Origin of the sequence: Arthrobacter crystallopoietes, from assembly GCF_002849715.1 — a bacterium.
In the GTDB taxonomy this organism is placed as follows: domain Bacteria; phylum Actinomycetota; class Actinomycetes; order Actinomycetales; family Micrococcaceae; genus Crystallibacter; species Crystallibacter crystallopoietes.
Map to the genome: position 1 here is coordinate 609,904 of NZ_CP018863.1, position 14,779 is coordinate 624,682.

14 protein-coding genes, 1 pseudogene and 2 riboswitches are annotated in these 14,779 nt (G+C 66.2%); of the genes and pseudogenes, 5 read left to right on the forward strand and 10 right to left on the reverse strand.

Features of this window, described 5'->3' with window-relative positions:
- Positions 1-16: 16 nt before the first annotated feature.
- Positions 17-1,426: a cardiolipin synthase gene (gene cls, locus AC20117_RS02925; RefSeq protein WP_101632682.1), complete on the reverse strand. Its 1,410-nt coding sequence runs from the start codon at positions 1,424-1,426 to the stop codon at positions 17-19.
- 155 nt (positions 1,427-1,581) lie between these two features.
- Here cls and AC20117_RS02930 point away from each other — a divergent pair, with 155 nt between their 5' ends.
- From AC20117_RS02930 to AC20117_RS02945, 4 genes are all read left to right on the forward strand, one after another.
- Positions 1,582-2,454 (forward strand): aminodeoxychorismate lyase, encoded by an 873-nt coding sequence (locus AC20117_RS02930; RefSeq protein ID WP_074701056.1) that lies wholly within the window; start codon positions 1,582-1,584, stop codon positions 2,452-2,454.
- A 132-nt stretch (positions 2,455-2,586) separates the two neighbouring features.
- A riboswitch (SAM riboswitch) is annotated at positions 2,587-2,701 on the forward strand.
- 10 nt (positions 2,702-2,711) lie between these two features.
- A complete protein-coding gene (locus AC20117_RS02935; protein WP_074701055.1) occupies positions 2,712-2,933 on the forward strand; it encodes a DUF1737 domain-containing protein in 222 nt (73 codons plus the stop codon).
- A complete protein-coding gene (locus AC20117_RS02940) occupies positions 2,930-3,295 on the forward strand; it encodes a rhodanese-like domain-containing protein (RefSeq protein WP_074701054.1) in 366 nt (121 codons plus the stop codon). The genes AC20117_RS02935 and AC20117_RS02940 overlap by 4 nt, the downstream gene beginning before the upstream one ends.
- Positions 3,296-3,298: 3 nt before the next feature.
- The gene (locus AC20117_RS02945) at positions 3,299-4,543 is read left to right on the forward strand and encodes an O-succinylhomoserine sulfhydrylase (RefSeq protein WP_074701053.1); all 1,245 of its coding nucleotides are present in this window, start codon (positions 3,299-3,301) and stop codon (positions 4,541-4,543) included.
- A gap of 132 nt (positions 4,544-4,675) precedes the next feature.
- Here AC20117_RS02945 and AC20117_RS02950 read toward each other — a convergent pair whose 3' ends face one another.
- Genes AC20117_RS02950 through AC20117_RS02960 form a run of 3 tightly spaced genes read right to left on the reverse strand, consistent with a single transcriptional unit; the run spans position 4,676 to position 7,647 of the window.
- Complete coding sequence (locus AC20117_RS02950; RefSeq protein ID WP_101632511.1) at positions 4,676-5,473, reverse strand: energy-coupling factor transporter transmembrane component T family protein; 798 nt, start codon at positions 5,471-5,473, stop codon at positions 4,676-4,678.
- Positions 5,470-7,029: an ABC transporter ATP-binding protein gene (locus AC20117_RS02955; RefSeq protein ID WP_074701052.1), complete on the reverse strand. Its 1,560-nt coding sequence runs from the start codon at positions 7,027-7,029 to the stop codon at positions 5,470-5,472. The genes AC20117_RS02950 and AC20117_RS02955 overlap by 4 nt, the downstream gene beginning before the upstream one ends.
- Positions 7,030-7,032: 3 nt before the next feature.
- Positions 7,033-7,647, reverse strand: coding sequence for an ECF transporter S component (locus AC20117_RS02960; RefSeq protein ID WP_074701051.1), 615 nt, complete (start codon positions 7,645-7,647; stop codon positions 7,033-7,035).
- 52 nt (positions 7,648-7,699) lie between these two features.
- Positions 7,700-7,838, reverse strand: a riboswitch (TPP riboswitch).
- Between the two features lie 74 nt (positions 7,839-7,912).
- Here AC20117_RS02960 and AC20117_RS02965 point away from each other — a divergent pair.
- Positions 7,913-8,209 carry a DUF4235 domain-containing protein gene (locus tag AC20117_RS02965; protein WP_236777426.1) on the forward strand — a complete coding sequence of 99 codons (297 nt, stop codon included), beginning with the start codon at positions 7,913-7,915 and terminating at the stop codon, positions 8,207-8,209.
- Positions 8,210-8,391: 182 nt separating this feature from the next.
- Here the strand turns inward: AC20117_RS02965 and mnhG are convergent.
- The 6 genes and pseudogenes from mnhG to AC20117_RS02995 form a co-directional block, all read right to left on the reverse strand.
- A pseudogene (mnhG, locus tag AC20117_RS23780) lies at positions 8,392-8,769 on the reverse strand (monovalent cation/H(+) antiporter subunit G); the annotation flags it as partial.
- Entirely contained in the window at positions 8,759-9,028 is a 270-nt protein-coding gene (locus AC20117_RS02975; RefSeq protein ID WP_074703262.1) for an MrpF/PhaF family protein, read from the reverse strand. The gene AC20117_RS02975 and the pseudogene mnhG, both read right to left, overlap by 11 nt.
- An 11-nt stretch (positions 9,029-9,039) precedes the next feature.
- Positions 9,040-9,606, reverse strand: a complete 567-nt coding sequence (locus tag AC20117_RS02980; protein ID WP_074701050.1) for a Na+/H+ antiporter subunit E — start codon at positions 9,604-9,606, stop codon at positions 9,040-9,042.
- Positions 9,603-11,225 (reverse strand): Na+/H+ antiporter subunit D, encoded by a 1,623-nt coding sequence (locus tag AC20117_RS02985; protein ID WP_074701049.1) that lies wholly within the window; start codon positions 11,223-11,225, stop codon positions 9,603-9,605. Before AC20117_RS02985 ends, AC20117_RS02980 begins: the two co-directional genes overlap by 4 nt.
- Positions 11,222-11,695 (reverse strand): Na(+)/H(+) antiporter subunit C, encoded by a 474-nt coding sequence (locus AC20117_RS02990; protein ID WP_074701048.1) that lies wholly within the window; start codon positions 11,693-11,695, stop codon positions 11,222-11,224. Before AC20117_RS02990 ends, AC20117_RS02985 begins: the two co-directional genes overlap by 4 nt.
- Complete coding sequence (locus tag AC20117_RS02995; protein ID WP_074701047.1) at positions 11,692-14,694, reverse strand: Na+/H+ antiporter subunit A; 3,003 nt, start codon at positions 14,692-14,694, stop codon at positions 11,692-11,694. Before AC20117_RS02995 ends, AC20117_RS02990 begins: the two co-directional genes overlap by 4 nt.
- Positions 14,695-14,779: the final 85 nt, after the last annotated feature.

The following is a 14,779-nucleotide window of genomic DNA, read 5'->3' on the forward strand; positions in this document are numbered from 1 at the left end:
TCCGGCAGGGCCGGAATTACTGGAGGGTCGCGGTCAGACGGGCCACGTTGTCGACGTAACGCTCCCACCGGGTTCGCTGGCGCCACTCCTCCAGGGTGACCTCCCGGGAAACCTCGCGGTAGCTTTGCTGGATTTCGCGCATCTTGGCAACGATGTCCCCGCCAAGATGCATGACCGACACTTCCAGGTTCAAGGAGAAGGAGCGCATATCCATGTTGCTCGACCCCAGGACGCCGACCTCGTCGTCCACGGTGAAGTGCTTCGCGTGCAGCACCAGCGGTTTCGGATACAGGTAGATGCGCACGCCGGCTTCCAGCAGGGCTTGGTAGTAGGAACGCTGGGCGTGGTGGACCAGGAACTGATCCCCCTGTTCCGAGACGAAAAGTTCGACGTCGACACCGCGCTGCGCCGCCGTCGTAATCGCATAGAGCAGCGAATCATCCGGCACGAAGTACGGGCTGCAGATGGACAGCCGTTCCACCGCCGCGTAGATCAACGTATTGAACAGGCGCAGATTGTTCTCCGTGGCGAAGCCCGGGCCGCTCGGAACCACCTGGCAGGTCATGGGGCCCGGCTCGCGGACCGGTGGCGGCGTGAACAGCTCGCTGCCGAGGGTGTCGTCCGTTTCGCTGGACCAGTCCGTAGCGAACACCACGTTGAGCGCAGTGACGATGGGGCCTTCATACCGGGCCATCAGCTCCACCCACTGCCGGCCGGTCCGCTCGCTGGAGGCACGGTGGTAGCCGGGTTCGATCAGGTTCTGCGATCCCGTGAAGGCCACGCGTCCGTCCACCACGAGAATCTTGCGGTGGTTGCGCAGGTCGATGCGGCGCCATTGGCCCCGCACGGGGAGCAGCGGGAGCATGCGCTGCCACTCAATCCCGCTGCCCTGCAGCCAGCGCCGGAACTGCCGGTAGCCCCTGATCCGCATGGTGCCGAGGTGGTCGAAGAGCAGACGGACCCGGACACCGCGGGCCGCGGCCTCCTGCAGGGCCACAAAGAGCTCCTCGGTGACCTCGTCCTTGGCCATGATGTAGAACTGGATGTTGACGAATTCCTCCGCCTTGCGGACGGCGGCGGCCATCGCGGCGATGGAACCCTCGTAGTCCGGATAAAGCTCCACGTGGTTGTTGTCCACCATCGGGAAAGAGCCGAGCGAGCGGTTCAGTTCGGCGGCCGAATGGACCCAGGCGGGTGCTTCGCGTTCGCTGCGCGGTTCTTCCATGTCCTGGGTGGCTGCCCAGACTTTGCGGTTGATCTCGGTCTGTTTGGCGATCCGGCGGTCCGAAAGCCGGAAACTGCCGAACATGAAGAACAGCGCAATGCCGACCAGCGGAATGAAGAAGATGGCGAGCAGCCAAGCCATGGCGGTGGTGGGGCGGCGGTTGCCCGGCACAATCCCCAGCGCCGCGATCCGGATTCCCATGTCCAGTATCGAAGCCACCACGACAACCCAGTCCGGGAACGTGCCCAGACCCGCAAGCGACCACAACACGGCAGCGAACTCCTCCCTTTCCCGCCGGTCCACGGCGCTGTCCTTGTACAGCCTAATGTGCCCGCGCGGCAATCTATGCTGATCCCATGACAGTTTTGGTGTTTCTCGACCCTGCCCTGGAGAACGGGCGCATCGCCGATGCCACGAAGCCGCAGCTGATGGCGACCGATCTGGGCGCCACCCGTGGCGACGGCATTTTCGAATCGCTCCTGGCCGTGGACGGTGTTCCCCGCAAGGTGCAGGCGCATCTGGACCGGCTGGCGTCCTCGGCGCGCATCATGGACCTGGACATTCCGCCGTCCGATGCCTGGGAGCGGGCCATCGCCACCGCCGTCGCCGAACATGCCCCGGCTGAAGAGCTGGTGCTCAAGCTGCTGGTCACGCGCGGCGTGGAGGGCGCGGAGCGTCCCACCGCGTGGGTGCAGGCCTCGCTGCCCGGTTCCCTCGGCAGGGACCAGCGGCAGGAAGGCCTCGATGTGCTGCTGCTGGACCGCGGCTACGACAGCAACATCGCCGAGCGCGCGCCGTGGCTGCTGCTGGGCGCCAAGACCCTTTCCTACGCCGTGAACATGGCCGCACTGCGCTACGCCAAGGCCAACGGGGCGGACGATGTCATCTTCACCTCCACCGACGGACTGGTGCTGGAGGGCCCCACCTCCACGGTGCTGATGGCGACCGTGCGCGACGGCGTCCGGACGCTCACCACGCCGCTGCTCGAAAACGGCATCCTGCCCGGCACGTCCCAGGGCGCCCTGTTCAACGCGGCCGCGGATGCCGGCTGGCAGCTGGGCTACGGGCCGCTGGAGCCGCACCACCTGCTGGCAGCCGATGCGGTGTGGCTGGTCTCCAGCATCCGGCTGCTGGCACCGGTCAAGTCGATCGACGGCCGGGCCATCCCGGTGTCACACGAGATGACGGAGGAACTGACGGCGCTGCTGGCCAAGGGCAGCCGCGAGTAGCCCAGCGCTTCCCACGGCGGCCAGGGCTGCGGCCTTCCGCCGTCGTAAACCTACGTAACGGTTACCAATGATGACGACGCCGACGCCCCGGCTTGGGTGCCGGGGACGGCCCCGTGCTACTTTCTTGAGCAGAGTAACGAGGTCCAGCGTCAAGCCCTGACTGTGCTGGCCGGCAACCCTCTTCACGGCGGGGTGCCTCAGGTGACTACTCGGCAGTGTTCATTTGGTTCATTTGCAAGCGTGATCAGGAGTGCCCCATGCCCCCGTTGGAACAACCCGTCCAGTCCCCCGTTGGCAATGCAGCGGGCAGCCCCCTGCCCTACCGGTTGCTGACCGGGCCGGACGACAGGTCCTTCTGCGCGCGGGTCAGCGCCGCGCTGGCGGAGGGCTACGAACTCTACGGCAACCCCTCGATTGCCTTCGACGGCGAACGCGTCATCGCCGCCCAGGCCGTGGTGCTGAAGGGACACAGCGCATGAGCTACGCCGGAGACCTCACCGTTCAAGAAGCCGTGGAGAAGCTGCGCGGCGGTGCCGTCCTCGTGGACGTCCGTACCGAGACCGAATGGCAGCAGGTGGGCGTGCCCGTGACGAACGACGACGGCGCTCCCGCGCGCTTCATCGAGTGGAACCGGATTGACGGCAGCCGCAATGCCGGCTTCCTCAACGGGCTGCAGTCGCTGCGCGGCAAGGAGCTGCTGTTGATCTGCCGTTCGGGGCGGCGCTCCATCGATGCCGCCATCAGCGCCACCGCCGCCGGTCATACCGCGTACAACGTGCTGGGTGGCTTCGAAGCCGCCGGCGGCTGGCAGCAGAGCGATCTGCCCTGGAAGCGGGGCTAGCCGATGGTGCCCGCGGAGCCTTCCGGCCCTGGGCCGGACCCGGCGGAGCTGCTCGCCGGCTGGGACCCGCAGACGCGGGCAGTCCGCGGCGGCCTTGACCGCACGGGCTTCCAGGAAACCTCCGAAGCCTTGTTCCTGACCTCCGGCTACGTTTTCGATTCCGCCGAGGCAGCCGAAGCCTCCTTCAACGGCGAGGTGGAACGCTTCGTCTATTCCCGCTACGGCAACCCCACGGTCGCTGCCTTCCAGGAACGGCTCCGGCTGCTCGAGGGAGCCGAGGCCTGCTTCGCCACCGCCAGCGGCATGAGTGCGGTTTTCACGGCCTTGGGCGCCCTGCTCGCCACCGGTGACCGGGTCGTTGCAGCCCGGAGCCTGTTCGGTTCCTGCTTTGTCATTCTCAACGAGATCCTGCCGCGCTGGGGCGTGGAAACGGTCTTTGTGGACGGCCATGACCTGGCCCAGTGGGAGCAGGCCCTCGCCACCCCGGCCGCCGCGGTGTTCTTCGAGTCGCCGTCCAACCCGCTGCAGGAGCTGGTGGACATCCGGGCGGTCGTCGAACTGGCGCACGCCGCCGGGGCGCAGGTGGTGGTGGACAATGTCTTCGCCACCCCGCTGCTGCAGCAGGCAACGGAACTGGGGGCCGACGTCGTTGTTTATTCGGGTACCAAACACATGGACGGGCAGGGCCGTGTGCTGGGCGGTGCCGTGCTGGGGCGTGCGGATTTCATCAACGGCCCGGTCAAGCAGCTGATGCGCCACACCGGTCCCGCGCTGAGCCCGTTCAACGCCTGGACACTGCTCAAGGGGCTGGAGACGATGTCCCTGCGCGTGAACTATTCGACGGCATCCGCCCTGGAGATCGCCCGCTGGCTGCAAACCCAGCCGGCGGTGCGGCGGGTGGTCTACCCGTTCCTCGAATCGCATCCGCAGTACGAATTGGCGCGCCGCCAGATGAGCGGCGGCGGAACCGTGGTCACGTTTGAGCTTGAGCCGGATGCCGCCAGCGGCGCGGACGCCAAGGCCGCCGCGTTCCGGCTGCTCAACTCGCTGACCACGGTGGACATTTCGAACAACCTCGGCGACGCCAAGTCCCTGATCACCCATCCGGCCACCACCACGCACCGCGCGATGGGACCGGACGGACGGGCCGCGATCGGGCTTGGCGACGGCTTCGTCCGGCTGTCCGTGGGTCTGGAAGCCACCGGGGACCTGCTCAAGGACCTGGACCGGGCGCTCTCCAAACCGTAGCCGGCCCGTAGATCCAGGGCGTTGACGAAGGCACGCGCCTTTTGCGCGCAGCCGTAATCGAGGAGGCAGCTGCGGCCCTTCCCAAATCTGAAAAGGGCCGCAGCTGACCAGTGGATCGCGAAGGAGCCGGGGTCAGCCGAGGATGAAGTTCCAGGTCCCGGCGGAGACGGCGGCGGCAACGGCTGCCGCCGAGACCAGGGCACCGCCCAGGAAGACCCAGATATCCACCCTGCTGAACGTCGATTCCCGCGCCCAGGTGCGTTGTGCCCCGCCGAAACCGCGGGCCTCCATTGCCACCGCCAGGCGGGTGGCGCGCCGGATCGCCTGCACGATCAGCCCGAACGCCTGGCCAAGGAACGCGGCGAATTTGGCCAGCGGCTTGTTCTCGGCGCCGACTCCGCGGGCACGGCGGGCCAGACCCAGGGTCCGCCATTCCTCGACCAGCAGACCCACCAGCCGGAGGCCGGCCAGGGCCCCGAGCACAAACCGGTGCGGCAGCTTCAGCTTCTGCGCCAGCGCATCGGCCAGATCGGTGGGGTCAGTGGTCAGCAGCAGGAAGATTCCGGGCAGTGCCACCGCCAGGGACCGCAGCCCGATGGCGACGCCGGAGTTGATGGAATCCTCGGTGAACAGCAGCGGGCCCGCTTCGAAGACCACCGCGCCGGTTTTCTCCGCCAGCAGCGCCGTGCCGTAGGCGCCAACCGCGGCCGCCACCACCAGCGGCCAGCCGCGCCGGAACAATGCCCAGGCGCTGATGCCCAGTACCGGCAGCAGCAGCAGTTCCGCGGCCAGCACCACGCCGGCGCTCACCCAGTCCACGCTGAGCATCACCACTACGGTGACCATGGCAACGGCGGCGAGCTTCGAGAGCGGATTGGCACGGGTGAAGGGCGAGGCAGTCAGCCGCGGGGTCATGATGTCCAGGCTCATGCCGCCCTCCCGCTCGCGACCCGCGCCTGGACCTGTGCTGTTCCCTCCGCCACGCGCAGGACGTTGCCGCCGAGCGCCGCGGTGAAGTCGCCGTCGTGGGTCACGGACACCACGGCGTGGCCTTCGGCGATCAGTCCGCCGAGCAGCGAGACCAGTTCCGCCCAGGTGTTCGCGTCCTGCCCGAAGGTCGGTTCATCCAGGACCAGGATGTCCGGGCTGGTGGCCAGCATGGTCGCCACGGACAGCCTGCGCTTCTCCCCGCCCGAAAGGGTGAAGGGATTGGCCTGCAGGAGTTTGGTCAGCCGCAGCCTCTCGGCGATGGCATCAACGCGGCGGCGCACCTCGTCCTCCGGGAGCCGGGCGACGCGCCGGGGACCGAATTCGAGTTCGTCGATCACCCGGTGGGTCAGGAACTGGTGCTCGGGTTCCTGGAAGACAGTGCCGATCCTAGTGACGAGTTCAGCTGATTTCCACTTGTGCACCGTACTGGCCGCACCCCGCCGGAGCTCCGGTGCGGCCTCAAGCCTGCCGCCCGCGGGGGTCAGCAGCCCGGCCAGGGTCAGCGCCAGGGTTGACTTGCCGGCGCCGTTGGGGCCGGTGATGCTCAGCGCCTCGCCCGCCGCCAGTTCCAGCGAGACCTTACTGACTACCGGCCCGGCCCTGCGGGTCCGGGCCACGGACAGCTCCGCCGCCCGGAGCAGGCCCGTGCCCGGCGTGCTGTGGCTCCCGCCGTTACCGCGGCCGCTGGGGGGCCCGGGCGTGCGCAGCCGGGGCGTGTAGCCGGGGACCCAGACACCCGCTTCGATCAGTCGTTCCCTGGTACCTGCGGCATTGAGCACCTCAGCCGGCGGACCGTCGGCGAGAACTCCACCGTCGGCCGCCAGCACGATGACCCGATCCACCACGTCCGCCCAGATGGCCACGCGGTGCTCCACCACAATCAGGGTGGCGCCGGTGCGCTCAAGCACCCCGACGACGGCGTCCCGGACCTCCAGTACGCCGTCCGGGTCCAGGTTCGCCGTGGGCTCGTCCAGCAACAGGACTCCCGGCCGCATGGCCAGGACCGATGCCAGTGCGAGCCGCTGCTTCTGTCCGCCGGAGAGTGCGGTGGTGGGGTGGTCCAGCGGGACTTCGAGGCCCACATCCGACAGGCTTTTGCGCACCCGCGACCAGATTTCGTCCCGCGGCAGGGCCATGTTCTCCGCGCCGAAGGTGACCTCGTCCCCCACCCGGGCCATGACCACCTGCGACTCCGGGTCCTGAAGCACCAGTCCCGTCCGGCCGCGGGACTGGACCGGGTGCATGCCGTCGACGGTCAGGCGGCCGGCTTCGTCCCCTTCGCCTTCGTCGCCCAGCACCCCCGCGATGGCATGCAGCAGGGTGGATTTGCCGGCACCGGAGGCGCCGAGCAGCAGCACGCGCTCCCCCGGCTCGATCCTGAAGCTCACGTCGCTGACCGCCGGATCCTTGCGGCCGGCATGGCGCCAGCCGTATCCCTCGGCGGTAACGGCGGCCGGGCGGCCGCGCTCCGCCGTCGTGCTTTGAGTGTTTGCCATGGCCTATACGTCTGCCGTCCGGCCGGCGGCAAAGGACGAGAGCGCGCCCGTCTTGGCCAGTCCCCTCATCGCCAGCCAGGGCAGCAGGCCGGCGATGACCACGCCGGAGACTGCGGCGAACAGCGTGTACCAGAGCTTCCAGTCTGTGGCCCATTCCACGTTCCACAGGATGTTCTCGCCGATGGCCAGCGCCAGGCCTGCACCCAGCCCGGCCAGCAGCGACACGCCGAGGTTGAACTTCTTGTAGAGGAAGAGCAGGAAGACCAGTTCCGCGCCGACGCCCTGGATCAGGCCGGAGAGGAGCACGGTGAGGCCGAACTGCGTGCCCAGCAGGCTCGACACGGCGGCCGCGAGGACCTCGCAGTAGATCGCCGCGCCGGGCTTGCGGATGAGCAGCCCACCCAGGACCCCGGCCGTGAGCCAGCCGCCGGCATAGAGCCCGCCGGCTGGCGGGAAGGCCGCGGTCAGCACCGCGATGCCCGAATAACCGGCGGACCAGGCCCAGAAGATAACGCCGATGGCTACGCCGATCACGGACGCCACGACAATATCGACAACTCGCCAGGTGTAACGGGGTTTGCGCGCAGCAGCCTGCGGGGAAGGTGTAACGGTGTTCATGGAAAATCCTCCTGAGGTTCAGGAGGGGAGGGCAACCCGGCTTTTCCGGGCACACCCTGAGATCTCGACTCCCTTCGCCGGTACTAACCGGAGCAGGTTCGAGGGTCTGCGGCTGGCCGCACTCTCAGCGTCCCGACCCGGTACCGCTGCTTGCCGTGGTTACCGTGACGGACGCTCCCCTGTCGTCATGTGTGCTTTTTCAAGCGTCTTCCAGTGTACTACTGACGACGGCGGGTGGCAGCCGACCCGGAAAACGCTAGGCTGGGTGGCAGATGACATTACCGACGAAGGGCAGTGGCAAATGAGTATGGTTTTGAAACTTCTGGGTACGTTGGTGAGCATCGGTGCGGGCCTGGCCGGCGCCAAGCTCATCGACATCCTGTGGAAGGCCGTCACCGGGGAGGACTCCCCCAAGCATGACGACGACATGGAGAACAGCCTGCGCGCCACCCTCGCCTTTGCCGCGATTTCCGGTACTGTCAGCGCGATCATCCGTGTGCTTTCCCAGCGCGGAACCATGCAGGCAGTCAACCGCTTCAACCGGACCCGCGACATGGTCTAGTCCCCGGGGCAGTTTCAGGATTCGCGGCGGCGTTTGGCGGAAGCCTTCGCCGCCGCTTCCTTTGGCTCCTTGATCCGCAACGCGCCCTTCAGCTTTCCTGCAGGCTTTTCGTCAGCCTTCCCGGCGGCGTCCAGTTCCGCCGCCAGCTCGGGATCGGCAGCCAGCGCCGCCTCTTCCGCGGCATCCGCCTTCCGGCGTTCGGCTTCTTCCGCCGCGGCTTTCTGGACCACCGCATCCAGGTCGTCCACGCTCAGTGTTTCCCGGTGCAGGTGCTTGGTGCGGTAACCAGCACGGCCCACCATGTGTGCCGACACCGGAACCGTCAGCAGCTGGAACAGCCAGGCGATAATCAGCACCGGCACCGCTGCCCAGCTGCGGAGCTGCAGGGCCAGGCCGATCAGCAGCAGCAGCAGCCCGAAAACCTGGGGCTTGGTGGCTGCGTGCATCCGCGAGAGCAGGTCCGGAAACCGGAGCAGCCCGATAGCGGCGGCCAGGGACATAAGCGCCCCGAGGACCAGGCAGAGTCCGGCGGCAATTTCCAGCACAAAATCAGTGTTCATGGGTCCGCCTGTCGATGACGAAGCGGGCTACCGTGACTGAGCCGATGAAGCCGATCAGGGAAATGATGATCACCAAGGTCAGATTGGCCTGATGCTTCCGGACGGCCATGTCAGCTATCAGGCCCGCGCAGACGATGGCCAGCAGAACGTCGATAGCGATCACCCTGTCCAAGATGGAGGGGCCTTTGACAATGCGGGAGATTGCGACGGCGGCGGAGAAGGCCAGGACGACCGTGACGATCACCAGGACAACTTCCATGAACGGACTGTTCAACTGGTTCCTCCGTTCCGCCGGTTTGCTGCCTCCGCTTTGACCATGGCGACTTCCTCTTTACTGCCGATGGCCCGGATCAGCCCGGCCTCGATCCTGCGGACCTGGTCGCGGAACCGGTCCGCCTTGTCCGGGTCCGGAATGTCCAGCACGTGCAGGTAGAGCGTCGACGTGGACCGGTCCACGTCCACCACGAGACTCCCGGGAATCAGCGAGATGGTGTGACCGGTGGCGGTAACCAGCAGGTCCGAATGGCTGCGCAGCTGGACGGCCACCACACCGTTCTTGGTCCTTGGTCCCCGGGTGAGCGCGATCCAGAAGACCTCGAAACTGGCCTTGGCCACGTTCAGTACGAACGCCGCCACGAACACGGCTGCTGCCCACAGATTCAGCCGTCCGGCAAGTTCTACCGGCGGCAAGTAAAAGATATTGACGACGGCGAGGGCGATGAGCAGTCCGAAAATCAGGTTGCCGGCGCTGAAGTCCTGCCAGAGGGCGCCCCAGAGGATGACCAGCCAGACCAGCAGGGGAATTTCGACGAGCAGCGGAATCCGGGAACGGGTCATTGCTCAACCCCCTGTGCCGCGCCGGTGCCGAGAACGGCTTCGATGTAGGGTGTGCGCTCGAGCATCGCCCGGGCGCCCTGATCGCTCAGCTGGAACAGCGGGCCGGCGAAGACGGTCAGTGCCACTCCGAGTGCCACCAGGCCCATGGTGGCTCCGACCATGCTCTTGGGCAGCAGGTGGATGGTCCCCCTGCCGGAGAACCGGCCGGTGGGCTTGTCGGTCACGTACTTGGAGGTGCGCAGCGTGGAACCGTCCGGCTTGCTGGCCAGCAGCACCGGATCCGGATGCTCGGCGTCCTCCGGCGTCCGCCAGAAGGCCCTGTTCCAGACGCGGGCCATGGCCATCAGGGTCAGCAGGGAGGTGACGACGCTGCCGATCACCAGCGTGTACGACACCGGGGTGGCAAGATCGACGCCGCCTTGCAGCAGGCCCAGCTTGCCGAGGAAGCCGGAGAAGGGCGGGATGCCCGCCAGGTTCATGGCCGGCACAAAGTACAGGATCGCCAGCAGCGGCGAGAGCTTCGCCATGCCGCCCAGCCGGTCCATGTTGGAGGTGCCGCCGCGGCGTTCGATCAGACCCGCCACCAGGAACAGGCTGGTCTGGACGGTAATGTGGTGCGCCACGTAGTACATCGTCGATCCCAGTCCGACCACTGAGCTCATCGCCAGGCCGAAAACCATGTAGCCGATGTGGCTGACCAGCGTGAACGAGAGCATGCGTTTGATGTCGATCTGGGCCAGCGCTCCGAGGATGCCGACCAGCATGGTCAGCAGCGCAACGATCATCAGGAAGGTGTTGATCCGGTCCCCCGGAAAGAGCAGCGTCTCGGTCCGGATCAGGGCGTAGACACCCACCTTGGTCAGCAGGCCGGCGAACACTGCGGTAACCGGGGCCGGTGCGGTGGGATACGAGTCGGGCAGCCAGAAGGACAGCGGGAACACCGCGGCCTTGATGCCGAACGCCACCACCAGCATCAGGTGCAGAATCATTTGCGTGGAGTCATCCAGTTCGCCCAGCTTCACGGCCAGGTCGGCCATGTTGATGGTGCCGGTCGCCGCGTAGATCATCGCAATGGAGAGCAGGAACAGCATCGACGAAATAACGCTGACCACCACGTACGTCACGCCAGCCCGGACACGTGGCCCCGTCCCGCCCATGGTCATCAGGACATAACTGGCGGTCAGCAGAATCTCGAAACCTACGTAGAGGTTGAACAGGTCCCCGGTGAGGAAAGCGTTGGACACCCCCGCCACGAGGATCAGGTAAGTGGGATGGAAAATCGAGATGGGACCGTCCTCGTCCCCATCTGCCATGCCTTGGCCGGATGCGTAGACCAGCACCGCCAGGCTCACGGCCGAGGAGATCACGAGCATCAGGGATGAAAGCTCGTCCACCACCAGGGAGATGCCGAACGGAGGCACCCAGCCGCCGAGGAACACGGCCTGCACGCCCTGGGTCCAGGCCGACCACAGCATGAGCAGTTCGACGGACAGGGTCAGGGCGAGCGTGGTGATGGCCACCGTGCGTTGCGCAACCGGCCGGCGGATCAGGATGAACGCAAAAGCAGCGCCCAGGAAGGGAAGGACAACGGCCAGCGGGGCCAGGCTAGCGGCGTTCATTCTTGTCCCCGAACTCTGGTCTTCGGTGCTGCCGGCCGTTCATCGGCGTCTGCCGGCATGACAAACTCGGTGGTCTCTACCGGGATGGCGGTATCGTCCTCGGCGTCGAAGCTGGGCTGATTGGCCACGCGGCGGTCTTCAATATCGTCCTGCACTTCGTCCTGGCGGCCCAGTACCCAGGACCGGTAGATAATGCCGAGCATGAACGCGGTCACCGCGAAGGAAATCACGATGGAGGTCAGGATGAGCGCCTGCGGCAGCGGGTCATTGTATTCCCCCGCAGGAATATCTGCGTCGTACAGCGGCGCCAAGCCAGCGGCGCCACCGGTAGTCAGCAACAGGATGTTGGCGCCATTGGCCAGCATCATCAGTCCGAGCATGACCCGGGTCAGGCTGCGTTCGAGGATCAGATAGACGCCCACTGCCACGAGAACGCCCATGACCACGAGCAGCGTGATGTTCACCGTCATCGTGCTACTCCTTCCTCGATGGAGTCCGGTGCCGGCTGCGGCACACCCTCATCCGGTTTTGGTGCCTTCTCCTGGCTGCGCTCATCTACTTCCGCGCCGAAACTGCGCAGCACGTCGAGCACCAGGCCCACCACCACCAGGTAGACCCCGATATCGAAGAGGGTCGACGTGACGAACTTGTGGTCCCCGAAGACCGGCAGGCTGAAATGGATGATGGCGCTTTGGAAGACCTCGCCGCCAAAGAGCAGCGGTGCCATGGCGGTCAAGGAAGCGATCCCCAGTCCGGCGCCGAGCAGGAAACCCGCACTGACCGGGGTGGCCTCGGCCAGTTCTACTCGTCCGCCCGCAAGGTACCTGACCGCCAGGGCGATGCCTGCCAGCAGTCCGCCGGCGAAGCCGCCGCCGGGCAAGTTGTGCCCGGTCAGCAGGAGGTAGATCGAGAAGATGATTAAGGAGTGGAACAGCAGTCGGGTAATGACCTCGAAGATGATTGAACGCCGCTCGGGGGCGAGAGTCCGTCCGGCAACCAGCCAGGCGTCCCTGGCGACGGTTGCGAAGCGCCGGGCAGTGACCAGCGCGGCGGCATCGCGGCCGGAGTGCTCGGGCAGCTCGGTGAGGCGGTCCACCGATCCCGAGGCGACGGTTGAGGCGCGCATGCGTTTGTCTCCGCGGCTGCGGACGAAGATCAGGCTGGCCACGCCCGTGGCAGCGACCGCCAGGACGGAGATTTCGCCGTAGGTATCCCACGCGCGGATATCCACCAAGGTGACGTTGACAATGTTGGCTCCGCCGCCGCCGTCGTACGCCAGCTGTGGGTATTCCAGCGAGACCGGCAGCTGGGTGCGCGCGGCCATGGAGGTCATGGCAATGAGCACCATGGCCAGGCCGAAGGCCGCACCGATGGCAGCCCGCAGCCATTTGAAACTGCTGGGGGTGCGCAGCCAGAGGCGGGCGGGCAGTGAGCGCAGTGCCAGCACAATCGCGACCAGCACAATAGTCTCCACGAGCATCTGGGTCAGCGCCAGGTCCGGCGCGCCTTGCAGCGCGAAGATCAACGCGATGCCGTAACCGGAGACGGAGACCATCAGCACGGCCATGAACCTCTTGTTGGCCCTGATCGCGAGAATGGCCGCCACGATGATGCCCAGCCCCGCGATCAGCTGCGCGGGAGAGTCGAAGGCGATCCAGCTGTCAGGCCAGGGCGCATCCATGAGGAACACGGCGCTCAGCGGAGTAGCCACCGAGACGCTGAGAATGACCACGAGGTAGAAAATCAGCGAACCGCGCTGGGTACGGCCGGTGACCCAGACGGCCACCTCATCCAGCACGCCGATGATCCCGCGGTAGGCGCGTTCGCCGGTCAGCCCACCGGAGAGACGGTCCTGGAATGCGGTGACCCGGTTCCGGAACAGGAACAGCAGTGTGCCCACGGCCAGCGTCAGCACCGTCAGTCCGAGCGCCGGGGTCACGCCATGCCACAGAGCCAGGTGCCCGTCCGGCTCGCCGTCCGAGGGGAACAGTGAAACATAGGGGGCGATAATCGAGTCGAGCGGGGCAGGCCAGAAACCGAATACCACGGTGGCGACAGTCAGCAGCATCGGGGATGCGATAAAAGCTCCGGGAATGCGCTTGAACGCCGTCTTCTTCACGTTGGGCTTGTAGGCAAACCCGCCCCAGACAAACCGAGCGCTGTAGGCAAAGGTCAGCATGGAACCGACGACGACGCCGGCCAGCAGGACCGGTCCGGTCCAGCCGCCTTCGGAGGCATAGTGGACGAAGGTTTCGTAAACCGACTCCTTGGCGACGAAGCCCAGCAGCGGCGGTACCCCCGCCATCGATGCGGCACCGATCAGCGAGACGGCAAAAAGGACCGGCGCCGTACGGTAGATTCCCGAAAGCTGGCGGATGTCGCGGGTGCCGGACTGATGGTCGATGATGCCGACGACCAGGAAGAGTGTCGCCTTGAAGAAGCCGTGGGCCAGCAGCAGTCCCAGGCCTGCCAGGGCGCCGTCACGGCTGCCCAGCCCCACCACCATGGTGAGGAAGCCCAGCTGGCTGACGGTGCCGTAGGCCAGGATGAGCTTGAGGTCGAACTGTTTGAGTGCCAGCCACCCGCCGACCAGCATGGTTGCCAGGCCCAGGACCATCACGGTCCCCTCCCAGTACCGGGTATCCGAGAAGCCCGGCGCGAACCGTGCCACCAGGTAAATGCCGGCCTTGACCATGGCTGCGGCATGGAGATAGGCGCTGACCGGAGTGGGGGCGGCCATGGCGGCGGGCAACCAGAAGTGGAACGGGACCAGCGCCGACTTGCTGATGGCGCCGACCAGGATCAGCAGGATGGCGACGTCGATCAACATGCCGTGCTGGATCAGATCCGGAGCTGCGGCCATGATTTCCGAAATTCGGTAGGTACCCGCCGTCTGCCCGACCATGATCAGGCCGACGAGCATTGTCAGGCCGCCGAATGTCGTCACAATCAGAGCCTGCAGAGCGGAACGCCGCGCCGCCAGCCGGTGCCGTGCATACCCGATCAGCAGGTAGGACAGGACGGTGGTCAGTTCCCAGAAGACATAAAGCATGAGCAGGTCATCGGTGATGACCAAGCCGAACATGGCCCCGGCGAAGGCAAGTAGCTGTGCACCGAACGGCCCGATATTGGGATCGTCGGCCTTAAAGTAGCGTGCGCAATAAAAGAGGACCAGCGCGCCGACACCGAGAATGAGGATGGCCAGCACCGCGGACAAAGTGTCCATCCGGAAGGCTAGCTCGAGCCTCAGCTCCGGAATCCACGGGATGATTACCGACGGCGGCGCATTGGGCCCGCCGGAGAGTGCAGTCTGGTCCGAGCCCGTGTACCGGTCGAAAGTAGCCAGCAGCCAGATGAAGCAGCCGGCCGGCACGGCGGCCAGAATGTAGAAGGTTGAACGACCGAGTTTCCTGAAGATCCAGGGCGCGATGAAGGCCACCACGAAGAGCAGGGTGAGCACAACAAGCACTATATTCTCCGGGGCTTCCTTCTGGGATCGGCGGTAGAAAGGCGCAAAAGCCTGCCTCCATTCTACCCATGGCATACGTCCGGCC

Coding starts and splice junctions, on each gene's coding strand:
- cls (WP_101632682.1), bottom strand. CDS start 1,426: ATGGGAATCCGGATCGCGGCGCTGGGGATTGTGCCGGGCAACCGCCGC.
- AC20117_RS02930 (WP_074701056.1), top strand. CDS start 1,582: ATGACAGTTTTGGTGTTTCTCGACCCTGCCCTGGAGAACGGGCGCATC.
- AC20117_RS02935 (WP_074701055.1), top strand. CDS start 2,712: ATGCCCCCGTTGGAACAACCCGTCCAGTCCCCCGTTGGCAATGCAGCG.
- AC20117_RS02940 (WP_074701054.1), top strand. CDS start 2,930: ATGAGCTACGCCGGAGACCTCACCGTTCAAGAAGCCGTGGAGAAGCTG.
- AC20117_RS02945 (WP_074701053.1), top strand. CDS start 3,299: ATGGTGCCCGCGGAGCCTTCCGGCCCTGGGCCGGACCCGGCGGAGCTG.
- AC20117_RS02950 (WP_101632511.1), bottom strand. CDS start 5,473: ATGAGCCTGGACATCATGACCCCGCGGCTGACTGCCTCGCCCTTCACC.
- AC20117_RS02955 (WP_074701052.1), bottom strand. CDS start 7,029: ATGGCAAACACTCAAAGCACGACGGCGGAGCGCGGCCGCCCGGCCGCC.
- AC20117_RS02960 (WP_074701051.1), bottom strand. CDS start 7,647: ATGAACACCGTTACACCTTCCCCGCAGGCTGCTGCGCGCAAACCCCGT.
- AC20117_RS02975 (WP_074703262.1), bottom strand. CDS start 9,028: ATGGAAGTTGTCCTGGTGATCGTCACGGTCGTCCTGGCCTTCTCCGCC.
- AC20117_RS02980 (WP_074701050.1), bottom strand. CDS start 9,606: ATGACCCGTTCCCGGATTCCGCTGCTCGTCGAAATTCCCCTGCTGGTC.
- AC20117_RS02985 (WP_074701049.1), bottom strand. CDS start 11,225: ATGAACGCCGCTAGCCTGGCCCCGCTGGCCGTTGTCCTTCCCTTCCTG.
- AC20117_RS02990 (WP_074701048.1), bottom strand. CDS start 11,695: ATGACGGTGAACATCACGCTGCTCGTGGTCATGGGCGTTCTCGTGGCA.